We start from the raw sequence: 15375 nt of genomic DNA, 5'->3' as shown, positions 1-15375 counted from the left end.
ATTTGGGAGTGCGAACGCGCGGCAGGCGTTACAGGCCTAGGCGCGACGACGCGACGTAGCGGCTTATTTGCCAACTGCGCGGCAAGGAGTTGCAACAACGGCATGTGACACCTGCAGCCGTTCCCGGAGGGTTCCAGCCAAAACGTGCGCTGACCGCGTTGCATGGCTTGCTGGGGCACCAGCCCCAGCTACGCCACGCGCCTTGCCAGCACACGTTTTGGTTGGAACGCATCTCCCAAATCAAATGTTAACAGGCCCTAGAATTAATGGAAACACTTCCCCTATACTTGGCGACGCTTTCATCCTGTCCCATCTCCACATGCGAGGTAGTGCCGATGTTCAAGGAATACGCCGATTACGACGCCAGCGGCCTGGCCGCCCTGGTCGCCAGCCGCGAGGTTGCCGCCGGCGAACTGCTGGAAGCGGCGCTGGCGCGCGCCGCCGCGGTCAATCCGGCCATCAACGCCATCTGCATCCCGATGGAAGAGATCGGCCGCCAGCGCGCCAGCCAGGAACTGCGCGGACCGTTCGCCGGCGTGCCGTTCCTGATCAAGGACATCGTCCAGGACTATGCCGGCGTACCCACCACCGGCGGCTGCCGCGCCCTGCGCCAGTATGTGCCGCAGCAACATGCCACCATCGTCCAGCGCTTCCTCGATGCCGGCCTGGTCATCTTCGGCAAGACCGCCACCCCTGAATTCGCGCTGAAAGGCGTCACCGAGCCGCTGCTGTGGGGCGCCACCCGCAATCCCTGGGATCTGCAGCGCACGCCCGGCGGTTCGTCCGGCGGCGCTGCCGCGGCGGTAGCGGCCGGCATCGTGCCGGCGGCGGGAGCGGCGGATGGCGGCGGTTCGATCCGGATTCCCGCGTCTTACTGCGGCCTGTTCGGTCTGCGGCCCTCGCGCGGCCGGGTGCCGGCGGGGCCGAGTCATGCAGAATTCTGGGACGGCGCCTCCAGCGACCATGTGCTGACACGCAGCGTACGCGACTCGGCGCGCCTGCTGGATGCGATCAGCGGCGCTGACGTTGGCGCCGCCTTTGCCATCACTGCGCCGGAACGTCCCTATGCAGAAGAAATAATGCGGCCGCCGAGTCGGCTGCGGATCGGCTATTGCACGCAGTCGCCACTGGGCACGCCGGTGCACCCGGAGTGCGTGCAGGCCGTCATGCAAGCCGCCAGGCTGCTGACCGACCTCGGACATGAAGTGGAACCGGCCCAGCCGGAGGTCGACGGCCACGCGCTGGCGCGCAGTTTCATCACCATGTATTTCGGCCAGACCGCCGCCGGCATCGCCCATATCAAGCAGATCACCGGCGCCGGCAACAGTGGCTTTGAACTGGAGTCGCGCATACTGGCGCTGATCGGCCGCACCATCAGCGCCGGCGATTATGTGCGCGAACGCGAGCGCTGGAATGACTACGCGCGGGCGCTGGGACGCTTCCATCAGCGCTACGATCTGTATCTGACGCCGACCACCGCGCAGCCGCCCTGCCGCATCGGCGAACAGGATACGCCGCCTTTGCAGCGCGCCGCAGCCAAGCTGGTGCTGGCCCTTGGCGCCGGCAGCCTGCTGATCAAGAGCGGCATGGTCGAAGATCTGGTCCAGACCAGCCTGCAAGCGGTGCCGTTCACCCAGCTCTCCAACCTGACCGGCACGCCCAGCATGTCAGTACCCTTGCATTGGGCCGCCACCGCAGGCTCGGCAGAGCCGCTGCCCTATGGCGTGCAATTTGTCGCCCGCTTCGGCGATGAAGCCAGCTTGCTGCGGCTGGCTGCGCAACTGGAGCAGGCGCAGCCTTGGCAGCAGCGCCGCCCCCCTGGAATTTAAATTGCCTGCCACCCTTCGATACCGGTAAAGATCCCCGCACCGATCAGCAGCAGGCCGATCAGGCGGCCGGCAATCGCGCCGCCGCGCGGATTGGCGTCGAACCAGCCGCTGGCTTTGCTGGAGAGCAGCGCCAGGCCGCCGTACACCGCGGCCTGGGTCAGCCAGGTGATGACGCCCAGCACCAGCGCCTGACTCCAGATCGGACCGGCGCCGATTTTCAGGAACTGCGGAAAGATCGCCAGCATGAAGACGTAGGCTTTCGGATTCAGCAAGCTGGTCATCATGGCCTGGAAGAAGGTCATGGCAGGCGCCTTGGCGCCCAGCTGCTGTGTGGTGGATGCGATGCGGAAGGCGTTCTCGCTGCGCAGCAGCGACCAGCCGATCCAGGCGATATAGCAGGCGCCGGCCAGCAGCACCAGATTGAACAGCGCCGGCCACAGTTTCAGGATGACGGCGATGCCCAGCATCGCCATGACGACGTGGCAAACGCCGCCGGCGATGATCCCGGCCACCGCCGCCAGGCCGGAGCGGCGTCCGCCCACCAGCGCGCTCGCCATCACGAAGGCCATGTCCAGCCCGGGCAGGACGATGACGCCGAATACGATCATGAAATATAGCCAGAGATTGACGGATTGGTTCATTTTGAAAGCTCCTGACGATCGACGGCTGAAGCCACCTGATCAGATTGAGTGAATTGTCTTTGGGATTGGCTGCGCATGAGCGGAATCGGGCCTGCGCTATTGCGGCAGCCAGCGCAAGCGCGAGCGCCGGGTGGGATCAAGGATGACGGTTTCCGGCTCTGCCCTGAGCAAACCGCTGACCGCCAATTCTTTGGCGGCACGCTCGGCAAGCGGATTGAATTTGCTTTCCAGCAGCTGAGTATCCTTGACCAGGCCCAACCACACCACATAGGGTCCGTCAGTCCTGACCGGCAGCTGCGGGAAATTATTGCTGGCGTCCAGCGTCGCCAGCACGCCGGCCTGGCGCATGCCGGCTTCCCGGTAGCCGGCAAAGCTGGCAGCCGCCTGCTGCGCAAAGCGCTCCACGCTGCCTGGCTTGAGCGCAAATATCTGCGCAACGACGACGCCGCCAGCTCCGTCTAACTCCCGTACCGGATCGACCGCCGGCAGCACGGTCACGCCGCTGTCCGGATCCAGGGGACGCAGCAGCAGCACATTGTCGCTGTCGACGATCAAGTCGTTCAACGTGGTCCTATGTTCTTTCCACACCGCCCCGTAATAGAACGCTGCATTGGCGACAGCCCTGGCATCCATGTTCTTGAAGCCGCGCAGCCAGGTAAAGGCCTCCGCATTCTTGCGTTCGAAAAACTGACCGAAAGCGATCGCCCCCAGCTGCTGGAAAGCTTCCGGAAAATAGCTTTCAAAGTAAGCGGCGAAATCCGCCCGGCGGCCCGGCTTGATCTGATAGCGGCGCAATTCGATTACCTGGAAATCGTTGGGATGGCTGATGTTTTTCATGGCGATGGGCTCAGTGCTTGTCGATATTTGCGCCGATGGCGCAACGTTGATTGCCAGACCAAGGATTAATCCGACGATAAGTCTTCGCATGCTGTTCCTCCGGCTGGGTGGGTTTTTGTTGCTGAAATCGAAGATAAATTAGATTTAGGACAAAATTCGCCCTATATTTAAATTATCCTGTGAAACATGTACCACCCGACCACACGCGTGCTGGCAGTGCTGGAACTGCTGCAAACCCATGGCCGCATGAGCGGGGCCGAGATGGCTGCGCGCCTGGAAATCGACGGCCGCACCCTGCGCCGCTATATCGTGACGCTGGAAGAAATGGGGATTCCGATCACCACCGAGCGCGGCCGCCACGGCGGCTATGCGCTGATGGCCGGCTTCAAGCTGCCGCCCATGATGTTTACCGATGACGAAGCACTGGCCTTGGCGATCGGCTTGCTGGCCGCGCGCGGCCTCGGACTGGCCGAGGCGGCGCCGGCGGTGGCCAGCGCCCAGGCCAAGCTGGAACGGATCATGCCGGCCAACCTGAAACGGCGCGTCAGCGCCGTCGATGAAACGGTCAAGCTCGATCTGTCGCAAGCGACCTCGCCCGATAATAATGCCGCGCTGATTACCCTCAGCGCCGCCGCGCAAAACCGCCAGCGGGTGCATCTGCACTACCGCAGCGCCCAGGGCGACGACAGCGAACGCGACTTCGATGCTTACGGGCTGGCGTATCGCGGCGGGCGCTGGTATGTGGCGGGCATGTGCCATCTGCGCAAGGATGTGCGTTCGTTCCGGCTGGACCGGGTGGGGCAGGTGCAGCTGCTGGCGCAGCAGTTTACGCGGCCGGCGGCCTTCGACGCCCTGGCCCATCTGTCATTTTCGGTCGCCACCATTCCGCGCGCCTTTGCCATCGAGGTGCTGCTCAAGACCGACCTGATATCAGCGCGCGAGCACCTGTTCGATGCCATCGGCATTTTTGAACAAACCGAGGAAGGCGTACTCTTGCATAACCAGTCCGACGATCTCGACTGGTTTGCACGGCAGCTGGCGCGCTTGCCATTCGCGTTTGAAATCCATCAGCCGCCGGCGCTGCGCGACGCCGTCAGACTTTGCGCGCAGAGATTATTGTCGCTGGTAAAAAAATAAACCGAGCTCACGCCGACGCCTGCCAATACTGACAGTATTCCTGCACGGCGCGGCGCAGTAGACTGATCGTTATAGCGATTCTCCGCTTTACGTTTCTCCACAGAACAACAAGGATGAGGAAAAAACATCGTTTGAGGCCTTAAAACACCGCTGTTACACGAGTTTGGGGACATCTACGTGATATCCTGAGCGTTCTAAAACACACCGCATTTGTTGTCAATGAATACACCTGTTGCTGCTGCTACTCCCAACCCTGTTCAAACCGCCCGCGTCCTGCTCAAGGAACTCCAGGAAAAATACGCAGTATTCCGCGATTACCTGCCGTTAGCGATCGGCATCGACAAGCAACTCATCGCGCTGTCGCCTGAAATCAACCGCAAGACCTTGCGCATCGCGCTTGGCATGCACACCAACTCGCTGCGCTATCTCAAGGGCATGGAGAAGGCGACGCACCGCTTCGATCTGGAAAGCAACAGCACGGACGAGGTAACCGAGGTGCATCGCACCCACGCTACCGAAACCCTGCGCGAGCGTTTCAAGAAAAATGCTGAGCAGCGCAAGCTGCAGCGCGCCGCTGAAGCGGCCCAGCAGGCTGCTGAAAAAGCAGCGGCGCAGCATGCGGAAAAGCTCAACCAGCTTACTGCAAAGTTCTCCCGCAACCGCTGACACAGCGGCAGCCGGTGCTGGCTTGCACAAGCCAGTCCGGCCGGCGCGACATGGTCAGCGATATGCCTGACCTGGGCAGCCACCTCAAACGATGATAACGGTAACAGGCTGATGCAATGACGCGCGCTATTCCTCGGGTCTTTGCGCTGGCAGGAAAAACGCAGAATCATTTATGCGTCAGCTGCCAAATCCAGTTGCCATCCGCATCCGCTTTTTCCTCGCCTGGAATACAACGCCAGGATGAAGCCGCTCCGCTGAGCGAGGCCTTGTAGGCAATCTTGTTTTGCTTATTGATGCGCCTTTGCGCCGCACATCGAGTGTAGCCGTCGCCAAGGGCAACAATGGCGTTCAGCATTTCCCGGAGTTCCTCATCTTCGCTCATCTGGTTTGCCATCTGCGCCAGACGTCGGCCTGGTTCCAGCGCATGAAGCGCACATAATAAGTTTGCCAGCGGCCGACAACGGGCGGCAAGGCCGTCCGCTTGGCGCTCCTGCTCGTTGCCAACAGAATCGCCTGCAGGAACAGGCGCTTGTCGCGCAGCTGTTTCCGATGCGCGGACAAGCGTTTGCAGGACTGCCTGCTATTTGATCAGCTTGAGTATTTCGCGGAATTTGGGATGTTCGCTGTCGCGCATCCATTCGAACATGAGCATTTCGCTGGTGACTATTTCGGCGCCGGCGGCACGCGCGCGCTCGATGGCCGCGGCCTTGTCGCCGGCCTGGCGCGAGCCGATGGCGTCGCTCACCAGCTTGACCCGGCGCTGCCGGTGCAGCAGGCCGAGTACTGTCTGCAGGACGCAGACGTGGGCTTCGCAGCCCAGCACCACCAGCTCGTCGCGGCCGCTCTCTGTTGCCGCGATGAATTCCGGCTGGACGCAGGCGTCGAAACAGGATTTTTCTATGGTCTGGTCCAGCAGTCCGTCAATGGCAGCGACCGTGCGTCCCAGCCGCAAAGGCTGCTGCACCGTGCCGATCACCGGTATCGACAGCAAGCGGGCCGCCTGCGCCAGCAGCACGGCACGCCGCAGGACCTGCTGGCCATCGCCGATGACCGGCATCAGTTTTTCCTGCAGATCGATGATCAGCAGCGTGGAACGGGAGGCGTCACTGAGATAAGGCATAGGCGGACCGACAAATGGATTCATGCACAACTTGTTTTATACCATGCCGCGCGCCATTGCGACCCGCCCCCGCCTCAATTCAGACCCGTTCCAGCACCAGCGCAATTCCCTGGCCGACGCCTATGCACATGGTGCACAGCGCGTAGCGTCCTCCCGAGCGCTGCAGCTGACTGGCCGCCGTGGTCGCCAGCCTGGCGCCGGAAGCGCCGAGCGGATGGCCGAGCGCAATCGCGCCGCCGTTCGGATTAACGCGCGGATCGTCGTCGCGCAAGCCGAGCTGGCGCAGCACGGCCAGTCCCTGCGCCGCAAACGCTTCATTCAATTCGATCACGTCGAACTGCTCCAGCTTCAGGCCGGCCAGCGCCAGCACTTTCAGCGTGGCGGGCACAGGGCCGATGCCCATGATGCGCGGCGCCACGCCGGCGGTCGCCATGGCCACTATCCTGGCCCTGGGCGTCAGGCCGTAGCGGACCGCATTGGCCTCGTCGGCCAGCAGCAAGGCGCAGGCGCCGTCGTTGAGGCCGGAGGCGTTGCCGGCGGTGACGCTGCCTTCGGGCCTGACCACCGGTTTCAACCTGGCCAGCGCTTCCAGGCTGGTGGCGCGCGGGTGCTCGTCCTTGCTGACCACAATCGCTTCGCCTTTTTTCTGCGGAATCGTCACCGCCGTGATTTCGTTCTCGAAAAAACCGGCGTCCTGGGCAGCAACGGTTTTCATCTGGCTGGCGAGCGCCATGCGGTCCTGGTCGGCGCGGCTGATGTTGAACTCGGCGGCGACATTTTCCGCCGTCTCCGGCATGGTGTCGACGCCGTATTGCTGCCGCATCAGCGCATTGATGAAGCGCCAGCCGAGCGTGGTGTCTTCCAGCCTGGCGCCGCGCGCAAACGCCGTATCGGCCTTGCCCATGACAAAGGGCGCGCGGCTCATGCTTTCGACGCCGCCGGCGATCAGCAAGCCGGCCTCGCCGCTCTTGATGGCGCGCGCCGCCGTGCCGAGCGCGTCCAGGCCCGAGCCGCACAGGCGGTTTAGGGTCGCCCCTGGCACTTCCTGCGGCAGGCCCGCCAGCAAGGCCGACATGCGCGCCACGTTGCGATTGTCTTCGCCGGCCTGGTTGGCGCAGCCGTAGATGACGTCGGCCACTGCCTGCCAGTCGACCTGGGGATTGCGCGCCATCAGCGCGCGGATGGGGATGGCGCCGAGATCGTCGGCGCGCACGCTGGACAGCGCACCGCCATAGCGGCCGAAGGGTGTGCGCTGGGCGTCGCAGATAAAGGCTTGGGACATGGGTTCTCCTGGATCAGTGGGTTGCGCGCAGGCGCTTCAGCAAGCGTTGATGAGCGGCACCGCAGTCAATTTCTGCAATTCGCCGAACGACAGGCCGTCGACCATCGCCGTCACCCTGGCGCCGTCCGCCGCCAGGTCGATCACCGCCAGGTCGGTATAGATGCGGCTGACGCAGCTTAAGCCGGTGAGCGGATAGGTGCAGGCCGGCACCAGCTTGCTTTCCCCCGCTTTGGTGAGATGCTCCATCATCACATAGGTTTTCTTGGCGCCTATGGCCAGGTCCATGGCGCCGCCGACGGCCGGAATCGCATCCGCCGCGCCGGTGTGCCAGTTGGCCAGGTCGCCGCCGGCCGATACCTGGAACGCGCCCAGCACGCAGACATCCAGATGGCCGCCGCGCATCATGGCGAAGCTGTCGGCATGGTGGAAATAACAGCCGCCCGGCAGCAAGGTCACGGCTTGCTTGCCGGCGTTGATCAGGTCGTAGTCTTCCTCGCCTTCAGCCGGCGCCGGGCCCATGCCGATCACGCCGTTTTCGCTATGCAAAATGACTTCCCGGTCGCTCGGCAACTGGTTCGCCACCAGCGTCGGCAAGCCTATGCCAAGGTTGACCACGGCGCCGTCGGGTATGTCTTGCGCCACCCGCGCCGCCATCTGTTCTCTGCTCCATTTATTCATGATATTCCCTCTTATCCTTGCTTCAAGCCGGCGGGGCCGGTGGCGCTGCGCGGCACTTGCACCACGCGCTGTACATACAGCCCCGGCGTGACGACGCTCTCGGGGTCGAGGCTGCCCAGTTCGACGATTTCATGCACCGAGGCGATCGTGGTGCTGGCGGCGCTGGCCATGACCGGGCCGAAATTGCGCGCGGTCTTGCGGTAGGTCAGGTTGCCCCAACGGTCGCCGCATTCAGCCTTGATCAGGGCGAAATCGGCATGGATGGGATGTTCCAGCACGTACATTTGGCCGTTGATTTCACGCGTTTCCTTGCCCTTGGCCAGCTCCGTGCCATAGCCGGTGGGCGTGAAGAAAGCGCCGATGCCGGCGCCGGCTGCGCGGATGCGTTCGGCCAGGTTGCCTTGCGGGACCAGCTCCAGTTCCAGCTCGCCGGCGCGGTACAAGCCGTCGAACACCTGCGAATCGGCCTGACGCGGGAAAGAGCAGATGATCTTGCGCACCCGCCTGGCCTTGAGCAGCGCGGCCAGGCCGGTTTCGCCGTTGCCGGCATTATTGTTGACGATCACCAGATCGCGCGCGCCTTGCGCAATCAGGGCGGCTATCAGTTCGGCTGGCTGGCCGGCGCCGCCGAAACCGCCGATCATTACCGTGGCGCCGTCATGGATGTTGGCGAGCGCTAGCTCCACCGTGGGGACAATTTTGTTGATCATGGCTCTTTACGAACATTTCAGTTGAAAATCACAATAAAGTTCTTATAATGAACAAATATTCGTATAAAGAACTTATTCGAAAAGAATAGTCAGCTGGCAGGCCAATGTCAACCGTTGCCACATGTTTTTCCTTGCGCCCGCATTAAATGAAAGTATCGCCATGTCAAATGCTCCAGACAATTCCGATCCCAAGCCCGGCGACAGCTATGTGCAGTCGTTCGCGCGCGGCCTCGCAGTGCTGCGCAGCTTCGGCGCCCACGCGTCGGCGCAGACGCTGACCGAAGTCGCCGCCGCCGCCGAGCTGACCCGCGCCGGCGCGCGCCGCATCCTGCTGACCTTGCTGCACCTGGGCTATGTCGAAATGGATGGGCGCCTGTTCCGCCTGACGCCCAAGGTGCTGGAGCTAGGCTTCGCCTACCTGTCGTCGCTGCCGGTCTGGACCCAGGCGCAGCCGGTGATGGAAGAGCTGGTGCAAAGCTTGCGGCAATCATGCTCCGCCGCGGTGCTGGACGGCGACGAGATCGTGTATGTGCTGCGGGTGCCGGCGCACAAGATCATGTCGATCAACCTGGGCGTCGGCAGCCGCCTGCCGGCATATGCGACTTCACTGGGACGCGTGCTGCTGGCGGGACTGCCCGACGAAGCCGTCAGGCAACGGCTGGCCACCGCCGCACTGCCTGCGCATACCGCGCACACGGTGACCGATCCGCAGCGCCTGCATGAAATCGTCCGGCAAGTGCGGCTGCAGGGCTGGTGCCTGGTCAACGAAGAACTGGAGCCGGGGCTGGTATCGCTGGCCGCGCCCATTTTCGACCGCAACGGTCGCGTGGTGGCCGCCATCAACATCAGCGGCCAGGTGAACAATCCGACGCCGGCGCATCTGCTGGAACATTGCCTGCCGATGCTGCTGGCCGCTGCCGCCAAAATCAACCTGCTGGTGCGGGCGCAAAAATAGCCCTGGCGGCTTCAAGCCTAATGATGCGCGGCCCGGGTCTGCTTGGGCAGCTCGCCGAAACGCTGCTTGTAATACGCCGAGAAACGGCCCAGGTGGGCGAAGCCGAATTCAAAGGCTGTGTCGGTGATATTCGCCTCCGCTTGCGCCAGCAAACGCCGGCGCGCCGCATCCAGGCGGATGTTGCGCAGCAGGTCCATGGGAGCGACGCCATGGTGCTGATGGCACAGGGCGTTCAGCCCGCGCACGCTGACTCCGGCGGCGCGCGCCAGGTCGGCCAGCGTCAGCGGCGCGCACAGGCGTTCCTGGATATATTGTTCCAGCGCTTCCAGGCGGTTGAACTTGCCGGAGCCGCATGCCGCCGCGCCGGAACTCCCTGCCGCAGGCTCAAGCATTGCTGCGACCGGGGTTGCCGCTTGCTGCGACCAGAGGAACTGCGCGGCGCCGCGTTCGAAATGATCTATCCATACAGCGTGACTGCCACTGATTTCGGACAGCTCCAGCACCCCAAGCAGCGATTGCATCAGGAGCTCCCAGTGAGCTGCCAGCCGTGGCTGCAGCAGCAGCAAGGACGGCATGGCGGCGCCGCTGTCGCCACAGGCGCCGATTTCCGCGAACAAGGCCAGCGGCACCTTCAATATCAGTTGTTCCGAGCCGGCCTGCCACCACAGCCGCACATTCCGCCTCGGCGCGATGATCGCGGTGCGCCCCTGGGGAATCCGTACTTTTTGCCCGTCTGCCTCGATTTCCGCGATGCCGCTCAGCGTCATGTGGACCAGCACGAAACCTTCGAACAGTTTCGGCCTGACCACCACCTCGGCGCCGTATTTCAGCATGAATACCTGCAGCTGCCTGATGGCCGCCTTGCACAGGACGGTATCGACGGCGTCGCCTTTCCAGTACAGGTCGTGCATCGCCAGCTCGCGGGCGACCTGGGCGTGGCAATCGACCTTCTCGCTGGACTGGAATACGCGGCGCCGGTATAAGGGCGCCAGGCTCGTTGACTGGCTATGCATCGCAACCTCGCATCGATATGCCTACATTGGCACGCTAAGGGCCCGTTAGGAAATAAGTTGGGCATTTGGGCGGCCGTAGCTGGATGCGATGCAAGGCGCCCAACGCGCCGCAGTGCGAGCACTGCAAGCGGTGGCGAATGTAACAGCGGCAGCAGCACGCCAGCTACGGCCAGCACAAATGTTCAACTTATTTTCTAACGGGGCCTTAAGCATAGTAAGCCCAACCGTGGAAAACGTACAATATCGTTTCTGCATCGAAGTATGCGCGGGAGGTATGGTGGAACTTCGTCATCTCAGGTATTTCAACGCCGTCGCCAGCGAACTGAATTTCAGCCGCGCGGCCGAGTTGTTGCATATTGCGCAACCGCCGCTGAGCCGGCAGATCCGGCAGCTGGAGGAGATTCTCGGAGTCGAGCTGCTCAACCGCGATTCGCGTCCGATCGCGCTGACCAAGGCCGGCAAGTTCTTTTACGAGCAGACGGTGCAAGTGCTGTCGCGCATGGACGAAATCCAGGAAGCCACCCGGCGCATCGCCAGCGGCCGGCAGGACTGGTTCAGCATCGGCTTCGTGCCGTCCACCCTGTACGGCGTGCTGCCGGAGCTGATCAAGCGCTTCCGTCAGGAAAATGCCGGCGTCGAAGTCGGTTTTTCGGAGCTGATCACCATGGAGCAGGCCGAAGCGCTGAAATCGGGGCGCATCGATGTCGGCTTCGGCCGCTTGCTGATCGACGATCCCGACATTGTTTGCCAGACCATTATCGAAGAACCGCTGGTTGCGGTTTTTCCGGTCGGCCATCCGCTGTTGAAAAAAAACAAGGTTACGCTGGTCCAGCTGGCCGCGGAAGACTTCATCCTGTATCCCGCCAAGCCGCGCCCCAGCTACGCCGACCAGGTATTGAAGATCTTCGCCGACAAAGGCTTGAAGCCGGCCATCGTCAAGGAAGCCAATGAAATGCAGACCGCCATCGGCCTGGTGGCGGCCGGCGTCGGCGTGGCGCTGGTGCCGCAATCGGTGCAGGGATTGCACCGTACCGATGTGGTCTATCGTCCGCTTTCGAACAAGGGGGTGTTTTCGCCGGTGATCATGAATTTCCGCGCCAATGACCATTCGCAGGCCTTGCAGAATTTCCGTGCGCTGGTGGCAAGCGTCGTGCCGCCGCTGACAGCTGTCAGCCTGAGCTGAATCCTGCGCTCAAGCTCAAGCCAGGAACTGCAACAGCACCTTGTTGAAGTCCGTGCTGGCTTCGATGTTCGACAGATGCGAGGCATCCAGCTCCGCATATTGCGCACCGTTGATGGCGTTTTGCATGAAGCGGGCATCGGTGGGGGTTGTCACCGGATCGTGCAGGCCGGCGATCAGCAGCGTTGGCGCCGTGATCGCGGCAAGCTGGCTGCGCAGGTCGGCATCGGCCAGCGCCAGGCAGCAGCCGGCATAGCCTGCCGGACTGCAGGCGCGCAAGGCAGTGACATATCGTTCCACCTGATCGGGGGCGCGCTCGATGAAAGCGGGCGTAAACCAGCGGCCGGCGGCGCCGTCGGCGACCGCATCCATGCCGCTGTCCTGCACCAGTTGCGCGCGGGCGCGCCAGCCGTCGGCCGTGCCTATGCGGGCAGCGCTGTCGGCCACCACCAGCTTTTGCAAGCGGTCACTGGCATGGAGCGCCAGCCACAAACCGGTCAGGCCGCCCATCGATATGCCGCAGAAATGGAATTTTTCTATCTTCAGCGCGTCCAGCAGATGCAGCACATCCTGCCCCAGCGTTTGCAGCGTGCAGGATGCGGCAGACGCCGGCGAACGGCCATGGCCACGGGTGTCGTAGCGCAGGACGCGGTAGTGCTGCCGCAAGACCTCTGCCTGGCCGTCCCACATTGCCATCGTGGTGCCCAGCGAATTCGACAGCACCAGGACTGGCGCATCTACCGGGCCATCCAGCGAATAGAAAAACGCTTCTGCATCAAGCCTCAGTATCGGCATCGGAAAGCTTCTTTCAAACGGTTCCTGAAAACGAGATTGGCCGCCAACCTGCTGTAGCCCCTCTCATGGCACGCCAACTACGTGGCTTCAAGCACTGGCGCGCGGCCGCGCAATATCGGCATGCGGCAATGCCTGCCGCTCCGCATGCAAAGTGAAATTGAAATCGATCGAGGCAAACGGCGTGTTCACCTGATGCGCATCCAGCGCCGCCGGATCGGTGACACGCACCAGTTTCGGCACCAGGCCTTCGCGGGTGGCAAAGGCGAAGTCGTCCCACAGATAAGGATCGCCGTCGATATTGATTTGCGTGGTCAGCTTGCGGTGACCCGGCGCAGACACGAAGAAATGGATATGCGCCGGCCGCGTGCCGTGGCGTCCCAGTTGCTTGAGGATCTGGTCGGTGGCGCCGTTCGGCGGCACGCTATAGCCGATCGGCAGCACGCTGCGGAAGCGATAGCGGCCCTGGGCATCGGTGCGGATGCTGCGGCGCAGGTTGAAGTCCTGCTGGCTCTTGTCGAAATACGAATAATGACCCAGGTGATTCGCATGCCACACCTCCACCAGCGCGCCGGCCAGCGGCTTGCCGTCGTCCGCCAGCACCTGGCCTTGCATGAACAGCACTTCGCCCGGCTCGCCGTCATGGTCGAGCCTGGCCTCGCCCAGCGTCTCCGGCGCCCCGGCGACATACAAGGGGCCTTCGATGGTGCGCGGCGTACCGCCGACGATGCCGGCGCGAGCTTCCGCCTCATCCATGCGCAGATCGAGAAAATGTTCGAAGCCGAGGCCGGCGGCGATCAGGCCGTATTCGCCGGACCGGCCGGCTTCGGTCAGGTAATTGACTGCGGCCCAGAATTCTTCCGGCTGCACGTCCAGATCCTCCATCGTATAAAACAGATCCTGCACGATGCGATTCACGATCGCCTTGGTGCGGGGGTTGCCGGCAGCAGTTTCCGTACCTTGGATTCTTTTCAGTACGGCGTCTATGGTGTTCTTGTCCATGGGGTCTCCTCGATGGTTTGGCTTAGTCTATTAGGTTAGCGGTCGTCCGCGCGGATCGCCGACGGATGGCGGCACAGCGCTTCCACTTCGATCTGCATGTATGGGAACAGCGGCAAGGATGTCAGTAGATCATGCAGCTCGGTCGCGCTGTCGACATCGAAGATGCTGATGTTTGCATACTGGCCGACGACGCGCCACAAATGCCGCCACTTGCCAGAACGCTGCAGTTCCTGCGCCAGCTCGCGTTCCGTTTTTTTCAACTCGTCGGCTGCCGCCTTCGGCATGTCCGGCGGCAGCTGAACAGTCATCCTGACCTTGAATAGCATATCTTCTCCTGTGATCACATCATCGCATTGCAAATACCGCAGCGGCCTTCTTGTCGCGCCGCAAAAAGCCCAGGCGCTCTTCATCCAGCGCGATGCCCAGGCCTGGCGCCGTCGGCAATTGCAGGCAGAAATCCTGGTAGACCAGCGGCGCCTGCAGGATTTCTTCGGTCAGCAGCAGAGGGCCGAACAGCTCGGTGCCCCATGCCAGCTCCGGAAAGCCGGCGAACAGCTGAGCCGACGCCATGGTGCCGATGGCGCCTTCCAGCATGGTGCCGCCATACAAGCCGATATGCGCCGCCGCCGCGATCGCCGCCACCTGCTGAGCGCCGGTGAGGCCGCCCGACTGGGTGATCTTGACCGCGAAGACGTCGACCGCATGCAGCCGCGCCAGCGCCATCGCGTCCAGCGGACCGTGCAAGGCCTCGTCCGCCATCAAGGGCATGCTGCACTTTGCCCGCAGCTGGCGCAGGCCTGCGTGATTCCTGGCCGCTATCGGCTGCTCCACCAGATCGACTCCGGCATCGTGCAGCAGCGCCATGCCCAATAGCGCATCGGTCTCGCTCCATGCCTGGTTGACATCGACGCGGACGCTGGCGCGCTCGCCGAGCGCGCGCTTGATGGCTGCCACATGGGCGGCATCTTCGCGCACCGGGCGCAAGCCGATCTTCAGCTTGAAAATATTGTGGCGGCGCAGGTCCAGCATCTTTTCCGCTTCCGCGATATCCCTGGCGGTATCGCCGCTGGCGAGCGTCCATGCCACCGGCAGGGAATCGCGGACGCGGCCGCCGAACAGCGCGCTGAGCGGCACGCCCAGCCGCTGCGCCTGGGCATCGCAGAGCGCCGTTTCAAGCGCGCATTTGGCGAAACGGTTGCCTTGCACGTTCTTCGCCACCAGCGCCATCAGCGAGGCAACCTGGCTGGCGTCGCGGCCTAGCAGCAGGGGCGCGACATAGGTGTCGATATTGATCTTGATGCTTTCCGGGCTCTCGCCGCCATAGGCCAGGCCGCCGATAGTGGTTGCCTCGCCCCAGCCGACGATGCCGTCGCTGCTTTCCAGCCGCAGCAGCACCAGGGTCTGGCGATGCATGGTGGCGACCGACAGGCGGTGCGGCCTGATGGTCGGTACGTCAAGCAGCAGGACTTCGATGTTTTCAATCACGGCATCCATCTTCGATATCTCAAGTTGTTTGCCCTATCTTAGGGAGCA

At 62.9% G+C, this 15375-nt stretch carries 18 protein-coding genes; 5 read left to right on the top strand and 13 right to left on the bottom strand.

Annotated features, from left to right (window positions below):
* The first annotated feature begins 335 nt into the window (after nt 1–335).
* Nucleotides 336–1829 carry an amidase gene (locus AC07V8_RS10250; protein ID WP_494677911.1) on the top strand — a complete coding sequence of 498 codons (1494 nt, stop codon included), beginning with the start codon at nt 336–338 and terminating at the stop codon, nt 1827–1829.
* On the opposite strand, the gene AC07V8_RS10245 is transcribed toward AC07V8_RS10250, so the two are convergent.
* Together AC07V8_RS10245 and AC07V8_RS10240 are read right to left on the bottom strand one after the other, a co-directional pair.
* Nucleotides 1826–2470, bottom strand: coding sequence for a LysE family translocator (locus AC07V8_RS10245; protein ID WP_494677912.1), 645 nt, complete (start codon nt 2468–2470; stop codon nt 1826–1828). The genes AC07V8_RS10250 and AC07V8_RS10245 overlap by 4 nt on opposite strands.
* Before the next feature lie 96 nt (nt 2471–2566).
* Nucleotides 2567–3307, bottom strand: a complete 741-nt coding sequence (locus AC07V8_RS10240; protein WP_494677913.1) for an NIPSNAP family protein — start codon at nt 3305–3307, stop codon at nt 2567–2569.
* A gap of 186 nt (nt 3308–3493) precedes the next feature.
* On the opposite strand from AC07V8_RS10240, the gene AC07V8_RS10235 reads away from it, so the two are divergent.
* Together AC07V8_RS10235 and AC07V8_RS10230 are read left to right on the top strand one after the other, a co-directional pair.
* The gene (locus AC07V8_RS10235; protein WP_494677914.1) at nt 3494–4444 is read left to right on the top strand and encodes a helix-turn-helix transcriptional regulator; all 951 of its coding nucleotides are present in this window, start codon (nt 3494–3496) and stop codon (nt 4442–4444) included.
* 219 nt (nt 4445–4663) lie between these two features.
* Nucleotides 4664–5110: a ProQ/FINO family protein gene (locus AC07V8_RS10230; protein ID WP_494677915.1), complete on the top strand. Its 447-nt coding sequence runs from the start codon at nt 4664–4666 to the stop codon at nt 5108–5110.
* A 166-nt stretch (nt 5111–5276) separates the two neighbouring features.
* Here the strand turns inward: AC07V8_RS10230 and AC07V8_RS10225 are convergent, their stop codons facing one another.
* The 6 genes from AC07V8_RS10225 to AC07V8_RS10200 form a co-directional block, all read right to left on the bottom strand.
* Nucleotides 5277–5492, bottom strand: a complete 216-nt coding sequence (locus AC07V8_RS10225; RefSeq protein ID WP_494677916.1) for a hypothetical protein — start codon at nt 5490–5492, stop codon at nt 5277–5279.
* Nucleotides 5489–5671 (bottom strand): transposase, encoded by a 183-nt coding sequence (locus AC07V8_RS10220; protein ID WP_494677917.1) that lies wholly within the window; start codon nt 5669–5671, stop codon nt 5489–5491. Before AC07V8_RS10220 ends, AC07V8_RS10225 begins: the two co-directional genes overlap by 4 nt.
* A 19-nt stretch (nt 5672–5690) precedes the next feature.
* The gene (locus AC07V8_RS10215; RefSeq protein WP_494678039.1) at nt 5691–6230 is read right to left on the bottom strand and encodes an isochorismatase family protein; all 540 of its coding nucleotides are present in this window, start codon (nt 6228–6230) and stop codon (nt 5691–5693) included.
* Nucleotides 6231–6309: 79 nt separating this feature from the next.
* Nucleotides 6310–7512, bottom strand: a complete 1203-nt coding sequence (gene pcaF / locus AC07V8_RS10210; RefSeq protein WP_494677918.1) for a 3-oxoadipyl-CoA thiolase — start codon at nt 7510–7512, stop codon at nt 6310–6312.
* Between the two features lie 36 nt (nt 7513–7548).
* Nucleotides 7549–8190 carry a 3-oxoacid CoA-transferase subunit B gene (locus tag AC07V8_RS10205; RefSeq protein WP_494677919.1) on the bottom strand — a complete coding sequence of 214 codons (642 nt, stop codon included), beginning with the start codon at nt 8188–8190 and terminating at the stop codon, nt 7549–7551.
* Nucleotides 8191–8201: 11 nt separating this feature from the next.
* The gene (locus AC07V8_RS10200) at nt 8202–8900 is read right to left on the bottom strand and encodes a 3-oxoacid CoA-transferase subunit A (protein ID WP_494677920.1); all 699 of its coding nucleotides are present in this window, start codon (nt 8898–8900) and stop codon (nt 8202–8204) included.
* A gap of 160 nt (nt 8901–9060) precedes the next feature.
* Between AC07V8_RS10200 and AC07V8_RS10195 the strand changes: the two genes are divergently transcribed.
* Nucleotides 9061–9855 carry an IclR family transcriptional regulator domain-containing protein gene (locus tag AC07V8_RS10195; RefSeq protein ID WP_494677921.1) on the top strand — a complete coding sequence of 265 codons (795 nt, stop codon included), beginning with the start codon at nt 9061–9063 and terminating at the stop codon, nt 9853–9855.
* 17 nt (nt 9856–9872) lie between these two features.
* On the opposite strand, the gene AC07V8_RS10190 is transcribed toward AC07V8_RS10195, so the two are convergent.
* The gene (locus AC07V8_RS10190; protein WP_494677922.1) at nt 9873–10868 is read right to left on the bottom strand and encodes an AraC family transcriptional regulator; all 996 of its coding nucleotides are present in this window, start codon (nt 10866–10868) and stop codon (nt 9873–9875) included.
* A gap of 277 nt (nt 10869–11145) precedes the next feature.
* Here AC07V8_RS10190 and AC07V8_RS10185 point away from each other — a divergent pair, with 277 nt between their 5' ends.
* Nucleotides 11146–12051, top strand: a complete 906-nt coding sequence (locus AC07V8_RS10185; protein WP_494678040.1) for a LysR family transcriptional regulator — start codon at nt 11146–11148, stop codon at nt 12049–12051.
* Between the two features lie 15 nt (nt 12052–12066).
* Here AC07V8_RS10185 and pcaD read toward each other — a convergent pair whose 3' ends face one another.
* The 4 genes from pcaD to AC07V8_RS10165 form a co-directional block, all read right to left on the bottom strand.
* A complete protein-coding gene (gene pcaD, locus AC07V8_RS10180; RefSeq protein ID WP_494677923.1) occupies nt 12067–12843 on the bottom strand; it encodes a 3-oxoadipate enol-lactonase in 777 nt (258 codons plus the stop codon).
* 87 nt (nt 12844–12930) lie between these two features.
* A complete protein-coding gene (gene catA / locus AC07V8_RS10175; protein WP_494677924.1) occupies nt 12931–13842 on the bottom strand; it encodes a catechol 1,2-dioxygenase in 912 nt (303 codons plus the stop codon).
* Nucleotides 13843–13877: 35 nt separating this feature from the next.
* Complete coding sequence (gene catC / locus AC07V8_RS10170) at nt 13878–14168, bottom strand: muconolactone Delta-isomerase (RefSeq protein ID WP_494677925.1); 291 nt, start codon at nt 14166–14168, stop codon at nt 13878–13880.
* A gap of 19 nt (nt 14169–14187) precedes the next feature.
* Nucleotides 14188–15327, bottom strand: coding sequence for a muconate/chloromuconate family cycloisomerase (locus AC07V8_RS10165; protein ID WP_494678041.1), 1140 nt, complete (start codon nt 15325–15327; stop codon nt 14188–14190).
* Between the last annotated feature and the right edge of the window lie 48 nt (nt 15328–15375).

The sequence above is a fragment of the Collimonas sp. GW821-FHT02H07 genome, from assembly GCF_059421505.1.
Note: the sequence above shows the minus strand (reverse complement) of the source record. Positions and strands in the feature narration are given on the sequence as shown.